Source organism: Vreelandella titanicae, from assembly GCF_014697095.1.
In the GTDB taxonomy this organism is placed as follows: Bacteria; Pseudomonadota; Gammaproteobacteria; order Pseudomonadales; family Halomonadaceae; genus Vreelandella; species Vreelandella titanicae.
The window spans coordinates 4,463,840-4,479,711 of the sequence record NZ_CP059082.1; the positions used below are offsets into that span (position 1 = coordinate 4,463,840).

15 protein-coding genes are annotated in these 15,872 nt (G+C 53.5%); 1 reads left to right on the forward strand and 14 read right to left on the reverse strand.

Annotation, left to right across the window (positions count from 1 at the left end; all coding sequences use genetic code 11):
* Window position 1: 1 nt before the first annotated feature.
* From HZS52_RS20585 to HZS52_RS20645, 13 genes are all read right to left on the reverse strand, one after another.
* Window positions 2-814 (reverse strand): ABC transporter permease, encoded by an 813-nt coding sequence (locus HZS52_RS20585; protein WP_190373547.1) that lies wholly within the window; start codon window positions 812-814, stop codon window positions 2-4.
* Between the two features lie 147 nt (window positions 815-961).
* Complete coding sequence (locus HZS52_RS20590) at window positions 962-2,695, reverse strand: polysaccharide biosynthesis/export family protein (RefSeq protein WP_190373548.1); 1,734 nt, start codon at window positions 2,693-2,695, stop codon at window positions 962-964.
* Entirely contained in the window at window positions 2,695-3,102 is a 408-nt protein-coding gene (locus tag HZS52_RS20595; RefSeq protein WP_089691503.1) for a DVU3141 family protein, read from the reverse strand. Before HZS52_RS20595 ends, HZS52_RS20590 begins: the two co-directional genes overlap by 1 nt.
* A gap of 271 nt (window positions 3,103-3,373) precedes the next feature.
* Complete coding sequence (locus HZS52_RS20600; protein WP_190373549.1) at window positions 3,374-4,399, reverse strand: porin; 1,026 nt, start codon at window positions 4,397-4,399, stop codon at window positions 3,374-3,376.
* 235 nt (window positions 4,400-4,634) lie between these two features.
* A complete protein-coding gene (locus HZS52_RS20605; RefSeq protein WP_190373550.1) occupies window positions 4,635-5,696 on the reverse strand; it encodes a porin in 1,062 nt (353 codons plus the stop codon).
* A gap of 265 nt (window positions 5,697-5,961) precedes the next feature.
* Window positions 5,962-6,828 carry a ProQ/FINO family protein gene (locus HZS52_RS20610; protein ID WP_190373551.1) on the reverse strand — a complete coding sequence of 289 codons (867 nt, stop codon included), beginning with the start codon at window positions 6,826-6,828 and terminating at the stop codon, window positions 5,962-5,964.
* A 20-nt stretch (window positions 6,829-6,848) separates the two neighbouring features.
* Window positions 6,849-7,406, reverse strand: a complete 558-nt coding sequence (locus tag HZS52_RS20615) for a dihydrofolate reductase (RefSeq protein ID WP_190373552.1) — start codon at window positions 7,404-7,406, stop codon at window positions 6,849-6,851.
* Window positions 7,403-8,176, reverse strand: coding sequence for a thymidylate synthase (locus HZS52_RS20620; RefSeq protein WP_053857259.1), 774 nt, complete (start codon window positions 8,174-8,176; stop codon window positions 7,403-7,405). The genes HZS52_RS20615 and HZS52_RS20620 overlap by 4 nt, the downstream gene beginning before the upstream one ends.
* 386 nt (window positions 8,177-8,562) lie before the next feature.
* Complete coding sequence (locus HZS52_RS20625) at window positions 8,563-9,081, reverse strand: hypothetical protein (RefSeq protein WP_190373553.1); 519 nt, start codon at window positions 9,079-9,081, stop codon at window positions 8,563-8,565.
* Complete coding sequence (locus HZS52_RS20630; RefSeq protein WP_022519678.1) at window positions 9,078-9,377, reverse strand: nucleotidyltransferase domain-containing protein; 300 nt, start codon at window positions 9,375-9,377, stop codon at window positions 9,078-9,080. Before HZS52_RS20630 ends, HZS52_RS20625 begins: the two co-directional genes overlap by 4 nt.
* 123 nt (window positions 9,378-9,500) lie before the next feature.
* Window positions 9,501-10,289: a prolipoprotein diacylglyceryl transferase gene (gene lgt / locus HZS52_RS20635; protein ID WP_190373554.1), complete on the reverse strand. Its 789-nt coding sequence runs from the start codon at window positions 10,287-10,289 to the stop codon at window positions 9,501-9,503.
* Between the two features lie 225 nt (window positions 10,290-10,514).
* Window positions 10,515-11,312, reverse strand: a complete 798-nt coding sequence (locus HZS52_RS20640) for a sulfite exporter TauE/SafE family protein (protein WP_190373555.1) — start codon at window positions 11,310-11,312, stop codon at window positions 10,515-10,517.
* On the reverse strand, window positions 11,309-12,535 hold the full coding sequence (locus HZS52_RS20645) for a response regulator (RefSeq protein WP_009288660.1): 1,227 nt from the start codon (window positions 12,533-12,535) through the stop codon (window positions 11,309-11,311). The genes HZS52_RS20640 and HZS52_RS20645 overlap by 4 nt, the downstream gene beginning before the upstream one ends.
* 185 nt (window positions 12,536-12,720) lie before the next feature.
* On the opposite strand from HZS52_RS20645, the gene HZS52_RS20650 reads away from it, so the two are divergent.
* Window positions 12,721-13,521 (forward strand): NRDE family protein, encoded by an 801-nt coding sequence (locus tag HZS52_RS20650; protein WP_190373556.1) that lies wholly within the window; start codon window positions 12,721-12,723, stop codon window positions 13,519-13,521.
* A 16-nt stretch (window positions 13,522-13,537) separates the two neighbouring features.
* Here HZS52_RS20650 and ptsP read toward each other — a convergent pair whose 3' ends face one another.
* Entirely contained in the window at window positions 13,538-15,799 is a 2,262-nt protein-coding gene (gene ptsP, locus HZS52_RS20655) for a phosphoenolpyruvate--protein phosphotransferase (RefSeq protein ID WP_039860909.1), read from the reverse strand.
* Between the last annotated feature and the right edge of the window lie 73 nt (window positions 15,800-15,872).

The window sequence follows — 15,872 nt, forward strand, 5'->3', positions numbered from 1 at the left end:
TTTATTGTGCCTTCAATCGATCAATAAAGCGCAGGTGCATCAATAGCCCCAGGGCGATTAGCGTAAATGTAAAGAGCCAGAGGTAGAGCATGCTGGTGCCCTGGACGACTTGGTACTTGTCAAAAAAGCCCAGGCGCAGCGTTTCGAGGCCATGGGGTATTGGGTTAAGCATCAGGTATTCCAACAACCAGTGGGGCAAGGCATTAAGCGGTAAAATCACCCCGGAGATTATTAGCAGCGGTAAAGAGAGCATGGTTATCACCCGGCCAAGCTCGGGTACCAATGTTGCCACTACTGAGGTTATCAACCCTAAACCAAGCCCTAGACTCCATAACGAAAGCCAGGCAGCCATCACCCTAATGACGTTATCTGGGTAGAGATCTAACCCCAGCATTAGCCCACCGCCTATAAAGAGCAGGAAGATAAAACTGCGCAACATGCCTTCTAGAAAGTTGCGCACAAGCACGGGGTCTACGGGCAGCACTTGCCGGTAAGCGAACAGGGCTTTGTTACCATTAATGGCGCCCATCCCTCGCATCATGCCTTCCCGCACCAAGAAAAAGCCCATTAAGCCCGTAATCATCCAAGGGATAAATTCGGCATTCGCTACTAGGCGATTGCCACTAACAAAGCTACGAATGCCTACCACAATAACAACAAAGGCGACTGGCTCGAAGATCATCCAAAACCAGCCCATGCGATCCGACATGGTGCGCGAAATGGCTTCGCGCATGAACATGGCGTACCACACGCTGCGCGTGACTTGCCACGGTGTTCGTGCACTCCGCCGTGGGCCACTGTTTACGTTATCCATAGCGCTACTTCTTGAATAAGTGAGGTGTAAGGGGTGAGAGGTGAAGGGTAAGGGGTGAGGTGTAAATTGTGAGGTGTGAGAGGGACTTTCTTCACCCCTCACTCCTTACTCTTCACTCCAACCCCCTAACTCCTCACCCTTCTCCTATTACAGATCAACCGCTACTCTGGTTGCTACGGCAATCTGGTAGAGGATCTGCGTTAGCGTAGAGGCTAGCTGAAGGTTGTGCGTGGGAGCAGCGGGCATAACGAGGATTTCGTCGCCGGGACGCAGGTTCACGTTACGGGCGTTCTCAACGGCACCATTCTGGCGAACCACAAGAATATGGTCGTCATCTGCACGGTCGGTGAAGCCGCCTGCGCCTTCAATGTAATCGATCACGCTCATGCCTGGGCGATAAACAGCGGCTTGGGGCACAAGCACTTCACCACTTATCAGCATGGAGTCACTCACTTCCGGAATAGTGACCACATCGCCATCCTGCAGGCGAATATCGGAAATGCGCCCATCGTAAGCAACGACTAAACGGCCACTGGGCTCTAGCTCACTGGCACGAGAGATGAAGTCCTGAATCAGCTCCGCTTCTTGTACACGAATCTGAGCTTCTTCATTGGTGCTGGAGGGTGCGCCTAAGTAGGTGGTCTCTAGACGGCGTAGGCTTTCTTCAAGGGACTGCGCTTGCTGCTTTTTAACACTTTCACGCTGTATTGAGATGCTTTCCACGGCGGTCATGTTTTCTGGCACGGCGATGGCGTCTAGTAATTCGCTTAAACGAGCATCCCTTGGCAGTGCGTACCGTGAAGGGCCGTAATAGCTGCCTTCTACTTCCACAACGATGGTTTCACTGCGCTTATCTGAGCTGAACAGCACTTCGTCGCCACTGCGGATCGTTTGACCGGCAAACATATCAATGGGGAAGTATTGAGCAATAGGCCCTTCTTCACGGTCACCACGTAGCAGAACATGTGAAACACCGCTTCTTAACCGCGCTAGATTTACCAGCTCAGCGCCACTCAAACTTGTGCCTGTCATTTCATAACGGTATTCACGGTGAACATCTCCACCTACCGCAATTGCGGGGCCACGCTCCTCGACTACGATGGTGTCGCCATCTTGAAATTGCGGGCGGGGTATATTGCCGTTGATCAAGAAGTCATAGAGGTCGACGGTGGCGACATTGCGACCGTCGCGCATTACACGAATTTGACGATAGCTGCCTAGGTCTTGATCTATGCCGCCGGACTGATCCAGAAAATAGAGCAGGGAGTCGTTGGGTGTGCCCGCGTAACGGCCGGGGTTTTCAACATAGCCTGTGACGTAGACGGCTACGGGCTGCACACCTTGCAGGTTGGTATAGACCTGGACGTTATCTGGGTATACCGAGGTAATGGCTTGACGCACGCTGGCATCAACTTGTTGGCTGCTCTGCCCTTCTACTTTGAGCGGCCCTGAGCCAGGAATGAAAATATTTCCTTGGGCGTCGACGGGTAACACGCGATCAAGTTCAAATGCACCCCAGGCGCGAACCGTGACTTGGTCGCCGGGTTTAATCCGGTAGTCAGGGTTGAGACCATCCCCCATCGCGCCACGAAACCCACCTGTGAATAAGTTGGCGCCAAATGGCGGTAGCGCATCGGGATCTTGTACCTTGGGCGAAACCGGGCCATATGTGCCGCTATCCCAGTTGGCTCGGGGCGTATCATTGACTTCTTGCTGCTGCAGGCTGCCTTGCTGGTTAGCCTGCTCAGGTAAAATGCTGTCGGAAAGGCTTAGCGCCTGCGCCCATGTGTTGGGCACTGCAAAAACGCTGACAAGCGCTATGGAAGCAACGGCTAACGAGCGATTTAGCGTAGCGCGGTCAAGCAGTGTGGTCACTTTCATTAATTGCGCCCCTGTGTTGTTTGTGCCACAACGCGTTGATTAACCCAACCATTGGGTGTTTTGCAGACGAGTGCAGAACGCGCGTTATTGGAGTCGACGGCTACTACTCTTAGCTTGCGACACTCGCGCCCACTGGCGGCAAGGTAGGCGGCGTCAGCCACAATCTCGACATTATTACCCCATGGGCTGTCTGAAACATTAATCACGGCACCTGCGGGCGCTTGTGTTAAAAAGCCATTGAGGTTGTCGTCTTGCAGCAAGGTGGCCGGGTCGTTATTCAATACATACTGCGCTTCTTGCTGAGCTGAGCTGGAGGGGTACGAGGCACAACCACTCACCACGGCTAAACTCAGCGCTGCCAGCAGCATGCGTGCTGGAGAGACCACTGAACGTTGAGATATCGACATAGTTATTTCCAAATAAAAGGCACGCTACCGCCCAGGGATTATAACGGGCGTATTCCCTTGCCCTACTTCTCTGGGTGGATGAAAGTGGTTGGCACAAGCGCAAAGCACTTTTGCCAGCCGCCCATTGTAGGGGAATACCGCCAGCGGCTCTACATAGACAGCTCTTGTACAACCTATTCATTCTTATTGTGAGAATAACAGCCATTGAAAAGCAAAAAAACGGCCACATAAATGTGGCCGTTTTGATATAAACAAATTCTTTAAAACGACGTTAGAAGTGATAACGTGCGCCTGTCAGCCAATATGTCCTGTCTGCCGAACTTTCTTTCCGCATGCTTGGCGCATCACCATCGGCTAGCTCTACGAACACGTCAAATGCACTGGTGACTTTATAGTAAGCGCCTGCAGCCCAGGCGTTACTCTCCTCGCCTTCGTCACGGTCTACATTGTAGTAATCTGCGGTAAAAGCCCAAGGCCCTGTGGAGTAGGTACCACCTAGGCCGACCGTTTCGAACCCTTTGCCATAAGTATCGCTGTTGTCTTGAGTCTCAACACCTAAGCGCATTGATAGCTGATCAGATAGCGAGTATGCCCCAATAAGGCCATACAGCGTTTCACCATTTCCACTGCCACCACCACGCACTACGTTTTCCACTGCACCAAACCCAACTTTGAGTGGGCCTTGCTGATAGCGAATACCACCTTGCGCGGCAACAACCTCACCTTCACTACTCTGCTCTGAAGCCGTTAACCCCCGCTCACTGTAGTGCTTAACCTGGAGAAAAGAAGTGAAGCCGTTCAGCTCAGGCGTGTAGTAAGCAATAGAATCACCCCAAGACTGCAAACCCGATGATTTAAACAGTAATCCGCGGTCTTGATAAACATCAAACGGCAGCGAGACAAACTGGGCATACATGCTATTAAAATTACCTGCCAGCAACGTGCCATACTGCTTACTTGATAAACCGATGTAGCTTTGTCGTATTTCGTTGAACCCTTGATCCGTGTTGCGCTCATCGCCAGTAAACCGCCACTCCAAGCGTCCTAATGCCGTTAGGTCTGAAGTAACCGTATGACTCATTCGAAACCCTAGGCGGGAGTAGACATCAATAAATTCCGCGCCGTCATCCACTTTATTGCCAGCGCTATTAAACTCAGGGCCACCGCCCGCAATACCCATGGCAATACGGCCGTAAATATCCAGCTTCGTGCCGTCCTGATCATAAAGTGTTGTGGCTTGAACCGAGGAGATACTTAACAGACTTGCTACAACCACCGCTAACTGCTTCTTCTGCATTAGAAATAATCCCTTGATACGCTAATCTTGTTCGCTGCTTTAGCTATTCAGCTATTCTCAGCTATATGCAGCAAACCAATGTTATACAATATCAAGGATGCATTAAAGGAAAACAATTCTTATTTGTATTAAAAATAATATTGACCAAAAAGCAAAAAAACCGGCCTCTAAAGAGGCCGGTTCTATTTGATTCTGCTAGGCAGTTAACCCTTCATGCGTGGTAATTAAACCAAGCTTAGAAGTGGTAACGAGCGCCTGTCAGCCAATACATGTCGTCGCCATCGGCAGTGCTAACAATCTCATCATCATCCAGGAGAGTGATAGACTGCTGGTCAGCTTGCTGCAGCTCTAGGAATACGTCAAAGTTGCTGGAAACTTTGTAGTAAGAACCCAGGGCCCAAGAAGTGCGGCTATCGGAATCTTCAGGATCTACGTCGTAGATGTCAGCAGCGAATGCCCAAGGACCAGTGGTGAAAGTACCACCTAGACCAACTTTATCGAAGCCGCCACCGCGAACATTGTTGTCGTCGCGAGTTTCGTAACCCAGACGTGCAGAGAACTGGTCAGTAATGTCGTAAGAACCGATCAGGCCGTACAGCATTTCAGCGTTACCGCCGCCACGTGCAACGTCTTCAACAAAACCCAGACCTACAGTTACAGGGCCTTGTGCGTAACGAACACCACCTTGCGGTGCGATTACGTCGCCTTCAGAAGTTTCTTGAGCTTCAGTCAGGCCGCGCTCGCTGTAGTGTTTCAGCTGCAAGAAGGCAGTGAAGCCGCTCAGGTCAGGCGTGTAGTAACCGATAGAGTCGCCACGTGACTGAGTCGGGTGACCAGCGAATTCCAGACCACGGTCGATGTAAACATCGAACGGCTTGGAAACGAACTGGTTGTAGAATGCGTCGAAGTTACCCGCTTGGAAAGTACCAAACTGGTCGCTTTGCAAACCGATGTAGCTCTGACGAACTTCTTTAAAGCCAGTGTTGCCGTTACCGCTAGGACCGGTACGCTCGTCACCGTCGAAACGCCACTCAACACGACCGAAAGCAGTCAGGTCACGTGAAATTTCTTGGCTCATGCGCAGACCAAGACGTGAGTATACGTCTACAAACTCAGCGTCGTTATTGATTTTTTCATCATTACCGTTGTATTCAGGGCCGCCACCAGCAACACCCATGGCGATACGGCCATAGACGTCAAGCTTGGTGCCATCCTGGTCATAAACGGTTGCTGCCTGGGCTGCAGCAGAGGCACCCAGGGCGCCAACGATAGCAGTCGCTAAAAGTGTCTTTTTCATGATGTAAGTTCCTTAACTCGTATACTGTTTCGATCGTTGCTGCTCAACTCTTAATAAGTTGGCAGTTGGCTTTTGCGGGCCATGCTCTTTTGCCATCCGCCGGTTTTTTCCCGGTGGTATGCGGCATGTCCTCAACTAAGCCTTGTTATAGTCCAATGCTCGCAGAACAAACTCTATACCGGGACTCCAGGGAACGCAATAGAAAAAAACAGTGTTTTTTTACTATTTGTGCTTTTTTATGGAACCCCTGCTGCTGGGCCCGGTCTCAGCGGCCTTTGAATTTCTGCTGTAAATCTAACAATTTATCTTCCAAGCTAAGCGACTTACGCGGCTCACCTTTTTCTGCCTTCGGTTCTGCATCCGGCGCTAAATCAGGCTGTTTCGGTTTTTCTTGACGGGTGTTTTTAGCGGCAGACGATGGTTTAGGTTGCGCTTTTTTTGGCTGCCCAGCTACTTTCTGATCACCACGTTTTTCTGCTGCGTGTAGCGCCGCTTCTTTATCTACCTTGCCTGCGGGTTGACCATCCAAATCTACCCGTTCGGCGCCCTCGCGCACTGCTTTTATATAGCGCGGGAGGTTCACGTAGTTGGCCAAGGCTCGACGAATTAGCTTACTAGGCCACTCTTCGCGCTCTGCAAGCTGTTGATGAATACCCACTTTTAAGGGCTTTGTGTGGCCTTTAAAAAACGCCTTGGGGTAGCGCTCGTACCATTGATTCAACAGGGCGTGCGGTGAAGGTGCTTTGGCCGTTTCAGCGGTAGCCGATGATTCAACTTTTGCTTCTGGTTTGGTTTCTTCTGGCTTGGCTTCTTCTGGTTTGGCTTCTTCTGGTTTGGTTTCTTCTGGCTTGGCTTCTACTGGCTCGACCTGATCTGGCGCTACTTCGCTGGGTGGTGGCGTTTCAGGCGCTTTTGGGTCGAGAACCTTTGCATCGACAGCTTCTTCGTTATGTCTTTCATTGTCTATTTTAGTCGTGGCTTCGGAGCTTGGCACGCTTTGCGATTGGGCGCTTTTCAATGCCAATTGCTGCTTTAACCGCTGGTTTTCTTCACGCAGGGCATGTAGCTCAGCTTGTGTGCGTTCAAGACGCGCTTCTAAATCATCTAATATATTCATTAAGCTGGCGGCCATAGCCTTCTCCTTTGCCCTTTTTAGTCGGCGATGCGCTCGTAAACGACGAAATCATAACTTGGCTGCCCTTCTGCTGGCTGCCCCGCTACGCGCTGTACTTCTTGCCACTCGCTGGGGTCGAAGTCAGGAAACGTTGCGTCGCCTTCTACCTCTATGTCCACTTCCGTTATGTAAAGCCGCTGGGCAAAGGGAAGCGCCTGGCGGTAAATTTCTCCGCCCCCCATTACCATGATCTCTTCCGCCGCTTCTATGGTGGCGTGCTGGTCGGCTAGCTCTAGCGCTGCAGGCAGGTCGTGGCACACGCGTACGCCTTCGTGGGAAAACTCGGCGTTGCGGGTGACAACGACATTAAGCCGATTAGGCAACGGCTTGCCAATGGAAGCGTAGGTTTTACGCCCCATGACCAGCGGTTTTGCCTGGGTAATGCGTTTGAAGAACTTTAAATCTTCGGGCAGGTACCAGGGCAACTTGCCGTCTACGCCGATCACACGATTTTTAGCCATGGCAACGATCATTGCCACCGGCACCAGAGAGTCGAAAGCGCCGTTTTGGTTACTCGTATCGTTTTGCTGGCTCATACCGCTACCTCGGCCTTGATGTGCGGGTGCGCCTCGTAAGCGTCAATGTGAATATCTTCAAAACGGAATGCGAACAAGTCGTCTACCTCTGGATTGAGCACCAGTTTAGGCGCCGCTTTAGGCGTACGCGATAGCTGCTCTTTGGCCTGTTCAAGGTGGTTACTGTACAGGTGCGCATCGCCTAGGGTGTGGATAAATTCACCCGGCTGCAGGCCGGTCACCTGGGCGACCATGGTCAGTAGTAAAGCGTAGCTGGCGATATTAAACGGCACGCCGAGGAAAATGTCGGCGCTGCGCTGATAGAGCTGGCACGACAGCTTGCCATTGGCCACATAGAACTGGAACAGGCAGTGGCACGGTGGTAGCTGCATTTCATCGACCTGGGCTGGGTTCCATGCAGAAACAATCAGGCGGCGGGATTGGGGTGTGGTGCGAATTTGACCGAGCACCTTGGCAATTTGGTCAACGCTGCCACCTTTTGGGTCGGGCCAGCTGCGCCACTGGTAGCCATAAACGGGGCCTAGATCGCCGTTTTCATCCGCCCACTCGTCCCAGATCCGCACGCCGTTCTCTTTTAGATAGGCGATGTTGGTGTCGCCTTTCAGGAACCACAGGAGTTCGTGAATAATCGAGCGCAGGTGGAGTTTTTTGGTGGTCAGTAGTGGAAAACCACGCGATAAATCAAAGCGCATTTGATGGCCAAACACGGAGCGCGTGCCGACGCCTGTACGGTCGTGGCGGTCAACGCCATGCTCCAAAACGGTTTGCATCAAGTCTAAATAGGGTTGCTCAAGCGCGGGCGTTGGTGCAGTCACAGAATTTCCAAATTAACAGGCGATGTAGCGGTTTATTCTAGGCGCCCATAGCTGCCCGGTCTAGCAATGCCGCCCCGTTAACGTTATCCAGTTAACCCCGGCACCGCTTCGCGATGCTTTCGCGGGTGCGCTTCGCTTACCACGCGCTACTAAATCTCGCATGCACATGAATACGGGGGATCCAATGCACTGTGCACATTATGATATGGCTGCGGTACGTAATCACACCACCGAAAGCGAGCGAGTGCACATCCCCGTACGAGTTCAGCGAGCGTTTGAGGCACCCGCTGGTGTACTCCCCCAATTATCAGATAGTTGAGTTCCTTCATCGTCCAAGAACACTAGCTATTAGGTAAATCCAACAACCCCGGCAAATCAGCTAAGGCCATTTTACTTTCAGCATAATTGTGGAGCTGGTTATAGGTACCCATAAGCATAAGACTCGAATCTCGCGCAATATTGATCGCCTCTGCAAACTCGCATGCATTTTCCATGTACTCATGAACCAACTGGTTACGAAGTTTTCTGGCAATCAGCCACCCTTCAACACTTTCTACTACACCTAAGCGCTCAGCCCGGTTTAGTGTTTCAATTTGGCTTCCAGGCTTTTCCGCAAGCGCCTGTAACCAGCGAGGTAATAACTTGTCGGCTAACGTATCTTGCATTCGGCCAAACCTGGAAACGAAAGCTTCTAAAAGAACCGCCTCTTCTGGCTGTTCGTCTAGCACCTCTACCCATGTTTGGGTAATCAGCTTCCCTTCAGCAAATAGCGTAAGCCAACTGTATGCTAAGTGATTCCCTTCACGCTTTACTATGCTAAGCGTCGCCACGAAGCGCTCAACCGGAAGAAGACCACTCATATTAGCTCTCCATTAGTAAGCGCTTGCTCATACACAGGTGACAAGGGTGTTTCTGGATCATAAATCAATATGTCGATTGGCTGGTCGCCCAGGCGCATCTGTAACCGAGCCGTCATGGTCAACATCTTGATCATTTTGCCCGTCATTGGCTTGTCACTCTTGACTAGAATGTCGATGTCCCCGCCCTTGACATGGTCGTTTAAGCGGGAACCAAAGAGCGCAAGCTGAACATTATTACCGAAAACTTCCTGGCCTACCTGCTTTACGATAGCTTTCTGCTCTTCACTGAGTCTCATACCACACCTCTGTATTAACTCAATTTGGCTTTGTCATGAACAACTATTTCCCAATAGGTTCTAATGACAACCTGACGTAATACCGCTATTTCCAACTGAATCAGGCAAGGCTCTATGACCCCATCAAACCTTAACATCCACAGGCTGGGAGCGTGACCATGCTATGACGACGAGGCCCAGCGCGATCATGGGGAGCGAGAGCAGCATGCCCATGGTGACCCAGCCGAAGGCGATAAAACCAATGTGGGCGTCGGGCATGCGGACAAATTCGACCATAAAGCGGAACACGCCGTAGCAGACTAAAAACAGCCCGGATAAAAAGCCTCGTGCGGTCGGCTTGGCGGAGACCCACCACAGAATGGCGAACAGCACGACGCCTTCTAACAACGCCTCGTAGAGTGCTGATGGATGACGCGGCTCAGGCCCCATGCCGGGAAACGGCATGCCCCAAGGAAGCGAGGTCATGCGGCCCGGTAGCTCATGATTAATAAAGTTACCGATACGCCCGGCCCCCAAGCCAATCGGTACCAGAGGAGCGATAAAGTCGGTGAGCGTTAAAAAAGCCAGTTGCTTACGCCGAGCGAATATCCAAGCGGCGAGGAGTACCCCGAGTAGGCCGCCGTGAAAGCTCATGCCGCCATCCCATACGCGGAAGATCCACAGCGGGTCGGCTGTCCACTGCCCTAGCCCGTAGAACAGCGCGTACCCTAAGCGCCCTCCAGCCACGACACCAATGGCACAGTAGAAGAGCAAATCACCGATATCGTCATTATTGAGACCAATACGCGATGCGCGCCGACAGCCAAGCCACCAGGCAGCGACAAATCCCACCACATACATAAGGCCATACCAATGGACTTGCAGCGGCCCCAAGGAGATAGCCACTGGGTCAATCGTTGGGTAATTAATCATTTACACTCTCTAATCTGACCAAAGGAAATATGCAAGACGCCCACTCAGCACGTAAAACGGTCACAGACTAGGCTTTGTACGAAAACTGACTGCGCTCGACAATACTGCGTTAAAAATCAACTCAAAATGCTCATTTACACCCCGTAAACTCGAGCGCGAGCCCGGTCCTTTTCTCGTTGATTTTTGCCTTGTCTAGTCTTCGCTCGCCGACTTTTCGTACAAAGCCTAGGTGAGCAGGAAACGCACCCCTACCACTGCCAGCAGTAACGCGAAGGAGAGACGTAGCACATGAGCGGGCAAAACATGGGCAAGTTTAACGCCTAAGCGGGCAAATGGAACGCTGGTGACCACGATACTGAAAAACGCTGGCCACATAACAAAGCCAGTTGTCCAGGCAGGCAGCAGAGGATTACCCCAGCCCACCATGATAAACGCCAGAGCCCCCACCAGCGCGATGGGTAGCCCTACCGCCGCTGCCGTGCCCACCGCTTGAGTCATGCTGGCGCCACAGCGTGATAGTAGCGGTACTGTCATGGCGCCTCCGCCAATCCCGAACAGTGCTGAAACAGCGCCGATCACGCCACCGGCGAGCGTCATTATCCATTTGCCGGGTGAGGCACTGCCCTGCTTAGGCGTTAATCCAAACACCATTTTAGCGGCAATGAGTAGAACAAAGATGCCAAACATAGTTCCCAGCGCCGTGCCGGAGAGGTTGTCGGCAATAAACGCCCCAGCGATGGAACCTAATACTAAGCCAGGCAGCAACGCTTTAAGCCACCCACGGTGAATGCTGCCGCGCCGATAATGGCCAAGGGTGGACGATGAACCGGTGACGAGAATGGTGGCGAGAGAGGTGCCAATGGCTAAATGCATGACAATTTCAGAGGCGATGTTCTGCAGACCAAACGCGAAGACCAAGACAGGAACGATAATGAGCCCACCGCCCACGCCAAATACACCTGCCATGGTGCCCGCAACGGCGCCTAAGGTTAAATAAATCGATAGCGCCGTGACGATGGTCATTCAGACGGAACCGCTTCAATCGTGCCTGGAAACCAGTAAGCAATCATATTCATGAGGGTTTGGGGTTGGTAAGGCTTGGCAAGTAAGTCATCCATACCGGCGGCTAGACAGGCGTCGCGCCCGGCATTGTCGACGTTGGCCGTTAGTGCGACCAACACGCTTTGACTAACGCCATGATTGCGCTCGTACTCGCGCCAGCGCCGGGTGGTTTCGAGCCCGTCCAGAGTGGGCATAAAAATATCCATAAATACCAGATCAAATATCGCGTTTTGCTGGCGTTCCAACGCCTGTTCACCGCTGCTAGCGCCTTCCACCTGTAGGCCCTGGGTTTCCAGCATCTGCCGGGCCAGCATCAAATTTACCGGCCCGTCGTCGACGACCAATACGCGTAAAGTTCGCGGCGCCCCCGGGCGATCACCACTCCTCCCTTGTGCCTCACCACTCAAAGAATTTTGTTCAGAACCTGGTTCAACTCCTCCCTCAGCGCTTTGTTGAACAAGATTGGTCAGTAGCGCGCGGATATCCGATAGGTGCTCATACACTTCCATGATATTTTGCCCACCGTTATCGGTGAGCTCTTTATCAACCATGCTGTTTAAATGGTCTAACAAGCTATCCGTTTCACGCTGCAGCAGCGTTAAGTAGCCTGATTTTAATCGTGACTCTTCCCGTGCCCTTTCTCGACCGGCAATCAAGTGCTTGAGCTGCCGTTGCTGGTGCTGAAGATCGTCCAGCAGGGTTTGCTCATGCTCCTGCCGGGTGTTCTTAGTAGCGGCAGTGGCCACTTGGGAGCAGTGCATGCAGCGCTCAAGACCGGCGAGGATTTCATTAACGCTGGCCAGCCGCTGAAGGGGTAGATGAGATTCGTCGGCGACATCCGGCGGGGAACATTTATGCTCGGGCAGTGAACGCGCAGCGGTAGCGCATAGTGCTTGACTGTGCCGTTCAAGTTCGGTGAGTTCTTGCATAAAGCGATTATCTTGACGCCGAGCATGCGCTTTAACCAACATCAGGAAGGCGCCGACATTCAAACTGCTGCCGATAAGCAGCGCCGCCATTAGCCACAACATGGTGCTCCAAGAGACGTAGCTGGGCGACATCCACCACATCATGGCGCCAACCACCACGCAGAGCACGATTAATGCTGCTTGCACAAGCAGCAGTGGCCACAGCAGAGGCCAAACAATGGCATTCCAAAAGTGCTCCCTTTGATAGCGCTGCATGATCTCGCCTTCCTATTGGCCGTATGGCCGCTGATAACGTGACCGCTGTTTAAGGCCCCACACCCATTCGGTGTGACGATTTATGCTACAAACATGATACTAATGTCAGTGTACGTCTACGCTTCGTTACTGTCATGCGGCTCTTGCGTTGAACGTTTTTCATCCTTATCGCCTGCGAGTTTGTTATGTGCTTGATATCGTTTGCTTGGCAACCCGGCACCCCCATGCCTTTGCGGCTAATGGGTAACCGTGATGAGTTCCATGCGCGCCCCACCGCGCCGCTGGGTGAGTGGCAAGATAACTCGGCCATTGTCGGTGGCCGCGATTTAGAGGCCGGTGGCTCGTGGCTGGCAGCCAAGCGCGGCGGTGTAGTGGCCGCGTTAACCAACGTACGTGACCCGCAATTGGGCACACCACCCGGCGCGCCAAGCAGGGGGGAACTGGTCGCCGATGCCCTGCAATGTAGCGATATAGAAGCGTGGCTAACTGCGCTCAGCCAGGGCGAGGCAATGCGCTACGCGGGCTTTAATTTATTGGTCGCCACGCCCCAACGGCTTTGGCACCTACACCGCAGCAGAGATCGTCTGGCTCTCACTGAGGTAGCTCCCGGGGTTCATGGCCTCTCCAACGCTGATCTCAACTCACCCTGGCCAAAGCTTCTACATGTACGCACTGCGCTTGAGCACACTCTTTTACAGCCAGACCCGTTCCAGGCATGGCCTAGTGGCGTTCAGCGCGCTATGCAAAATCCACAAGAAGCGGCTATCGAGGAGTTGCCGGATACCGGCGTGGGGCTTGAATTGGAGCGCCAGCTTTCAGCGGCGTTTATTGTCGGCGAGCGCTATGGCACCCGCGCCACCTCGTGGCTCACTCTGGATAGCGACGGGCACATCGAAGTTACCGAACAGCGCTTTGGGCCGCTGGGGCGCTTTGAGGGTGAAACCTCTTTAGCGTTGCCCAGCAGTTCGCTTGAATCCACTTTCTAGTATTTGCAAAAAAAAGTTAGTCACGGGGCGGCATCAGATGCGATAGCTGCCACTCATCCATGCGCCCCTCTAGATGGGTATGCACCTGGGCAGGGGTGTCTAGCTCCATCACTTCTTTGAGCAACTGCTCAGCATCGCTGAACGGCACCCGGCGAATGGCCGCGCGCACTTTGGGCAGGCTTGGCGCATTCATGGAAAGACTGGTAAAGCCCATGGCCATGAGCAACAGCGCTCCAGCCGGGTCTCCGGCCAATTCACCACAGAGCGAAATGGGCTTATCGAGCCGCGTGGCATCGTTAGCAAGTTCCAGCAGAGCGCCGAGCAACGCCGGGTGCAGCGCATCGTAAAGGCTCGATACGCGCGGGTTGTTACGGTCTACCGCCAGCAAGTACTGGGTTAGATCGTTGCTGCCCACTGAGAAAAAGTCGACTCGCTTCGCCAGCGCGTCCATTTGATAGATAGTGGCGGGCACTTCAATCATCACGCCCACTTTAGGTCTGACGACAGTAATCCCTTCTTCGCCCAGCTCTAGAATGGCGCGATCCAGCAGGCGCAGCGCTTCATCGACCTCTTCGACGTTGGTAATCATCGGGAAGAGAACGTAGAGGTTATCCAGGTCGATCGAGGCTTTGAGCATGGCGCGCAGTTGCACCATTAACACTTCCGGGTGATCCAGCGTTACCCGCATACCGCGCCAGCCTAGAAACGGATTCGCCTCTTCAATGGGGAAATAGGGCAGATCCTTGTCACCGCCGATATCCAATGTGCGCATCACCACCGGCAACGGGGCAAAGCCTTCGAGCTGCTCACGATAAAGCTTGGTTTGCTCTTTCTCGCCGGGGAAGCGTTCGGTAATCATAAACGGCACTTCGGTTCGATAGAGGCCCACTCCACCGATACGGCTTTTAAGCAGCGCGGTGGCATCTACCGCTAACCCGGTATTGACCATGAGCGGCATCGTGTGACCGTCGGGCGTGGCGCTGGGCAGATCCTGCTCGTGCTCAAGCAGTTCGCTGAGCGCCTCTTCTTCGGCGATCAGACTTTCATAACGGGCCGTAAGTTCAGGCGCTGGGCGCACAAACAGGCGACCACGGTGACCATCCAGCACCACCGGCGCCCCGCCTAGGCGCGGCAGCGGTAAATCCATCATGCCCAGCACCGTAGGAATGCCCATGGCCCGGGCGACAATCGCCACGTGGGACGTGCTGGAGCCGCGTACCGAGACCAGCCCTTTGAGCTTTTCGCGGGGGACTTCACCCAGCATGGCCACGCTGATCTCATCACCGACCAGAATAGCGTTATCGGGGTAGGTTTCCGGCGTGGATGGGGTATCTTCTTGCAGATGCGCAAGTACCCGGCGGCCAAGATCACGAATATCAGCCGCTCGCTCGCGTAGGTAGTTGTCGTCTACCCGCTCCAGATACTGGACGTGACGACGCACTACATCGGCCAGAGCGCCTGGTGCCCACTGGCCTTCGCGAATGCGTTTTTCCACTTCATCAGCCAGCGCGGCTTCGCCGAGCATCTGCTGATAAACATCGAACAGCGCCAGCTCTTGAGCAGAAATCCTGCTTGCCAAACGTTCGGCCGCGGCACGAATTTCGTTGCGGGTTTTGCCAATGGCTTCTTTGAGGCGGGCGACCTCATAATCCTGATCGCGGGGTATCAGATCCGGCACGCTGTTTAAATCCGCGGGCGGGGTAATCACCACTGCTTCCCCCATGGCCATGCCAGGCGAGGCAGCAACGCCTTTAAACATTGCCTGCCCTCCGGCAAGCGCCGGGCGCAGCAGGTTGCCCGTGGCTAAAGCATGCGCCAGCACACCAGCCAACTGCGCGGCCATGGTGACCAGAAAGGCTTCGTCCTCATCGTCGTAGCGGCGCTTTTCGGCTTGCTGAACCACCAATACGCCCAGCATGTGGCGCTGATGAATAATCGGCACACCCAAAAAGCTGGAGTAGCGCTCCTCACCGGTGGCTTCAAAGTAGCGGAATTGCGGGTGGGTCTGGGCATCTTCGAGGTTAAGCGGCTCGCTGCGTTTGGCCACCAAGCCCACCAGGCCTTCACCTAACGGCAGTACTACGCGCCCTACGGCTTGAGTGCGCAGACCAATGGTCTCCATCAATACCAGCGACTCAAGCTCCTTGTCGTAAAGGTAGAAGGAGCACACATCAGTCTGCATCGCTTTACGAATTCGGCGTACCATCGTGGACAGCGCGGCGTCGAGGGTGCGCGCGCCGTTCACTTCCTGAATCACCCGGCGCAACACCTCAAGCATGGACGTTTTACTTTTCACTATTATTTGCCTCGCTGAGGAATTTTCTGGCAGACTGCTGCCGCCCTACCCTGGG

What these genes read in the sequence shown, in the direction of transcription:
- HZS52_RS20585 (WP_190373547.1), bottom strand. Translation starts at nt 814, where the DNA reads ATGGATAACGTAAACAGTGGCCCACGGCGGAGTGCACGAACACCGTGG.
- HZS52_RS20590 (WP_190373548.1), bottom strand. Translation starts at nt 2,695, where the DNA reads ATGAAAGTGACCACACTGCTTGACCGCGCTACGCTAAATCGCTCGTTA.
- HZS52_RS20595 (WP_089691503.1), bottom strand. Translation starts at nt 3,102, where the DNA reads ATGTCGATATCTCAACGTTCAGTGGTCTCTCCAGCACGCATGCTGCTG.
- HZS52_RS20600 (WP_190373549.1), bottom strand. Translation starts at nt 4,399, where the DNA reads ATGCAGAAGAAGCAGTTAGCGGTGGTTGTAGCAAGTCTGTTAAGTATC.
- HZS52_RS20605 (WP_190373550.1), bottom strand. Translation starts at nt 5,696, where the DNA reads ATGAAAAAGACACTTTTAGCGACTGCTATCGTTGGCGCCCTGGGTGCC.
- HZS52_RS20610 (WP_190373551.1), bottom strand. Translation starts at nt 6,828, where the DNA reads ATGGCCGCCAGCTTAATGAATATATTAGATGATTTAGAAGCGCGTCTT.
- HZS52_RS20615 (WP_190373552.1), bottom strand. Translation starts at nt 7,406, where the DNA reads ATGAGCCAGCAAAACGATACGAGTAACCAAAACGGCGCTTTCGACTCT.
- HZS52_RS20620 (WP_053857259.1), bottom strand. Translation starts at nt 8,176, where the DNA reads ATGCAAACCGTTTTGGAGCATGGCGTTGACCGCCACGACCGTACAGGC.
- HZS52_RS20625 (WP_190373553.1), bottom strand. Translation starts at nt 9,081, where the DNA reads ATGAGTGGTCTTCTTCCGGTTGAGCGCTTCGTGGCGACGCTTAGCATA.
- HZS52_RS20630 (WP_022519678.1), bottom strand. Translation starts at nt 9,377, where the DNA reads ATGAGACTCAGTGAAGAGCAGAAAGCTATCGTAAAGCAGGTAGGCCAG.
- lgt (WP_190373554.1), bottom strand. Translation starts at nt 10,289, where the DNA reads ATGATTAATTACCCAACGATTGACCCAGTGGCTATCTCCTTGGGGCCG.
- HZS52_RS20640 (WP_190373555.1), bottom strand. Translation starts at nt 11,312, where the DNA reads ATGACCATCGTCACGGCGCTATCGATTTATTTAACCTTAGGCGCCGTT.
- HZS52_RS20645 (WP_009288660.1), bottom strand. Translation starts at nt 12,535, where the DNA reads ATGCAGCGCTATCAAAGGGAGCACTTTTGGAATGCCATTGTTTGGCCT.
- HZS52_RS20650 (WP_190373556.1), top strand. Translation starts at nt 12,721, where the DNA reads ATGTGCTTGATATCGTTTGCTTGGCAACCCGGCACCCCCATGCCTTTG.
- ptsP (WP_039860909.1), bottom strand. Translation starts at nt 15,799, where the DNA reads ATGCTTGAGGTGTTGCGCCGGGTGATTCAGGAAGTGAACGGCGCGCGC.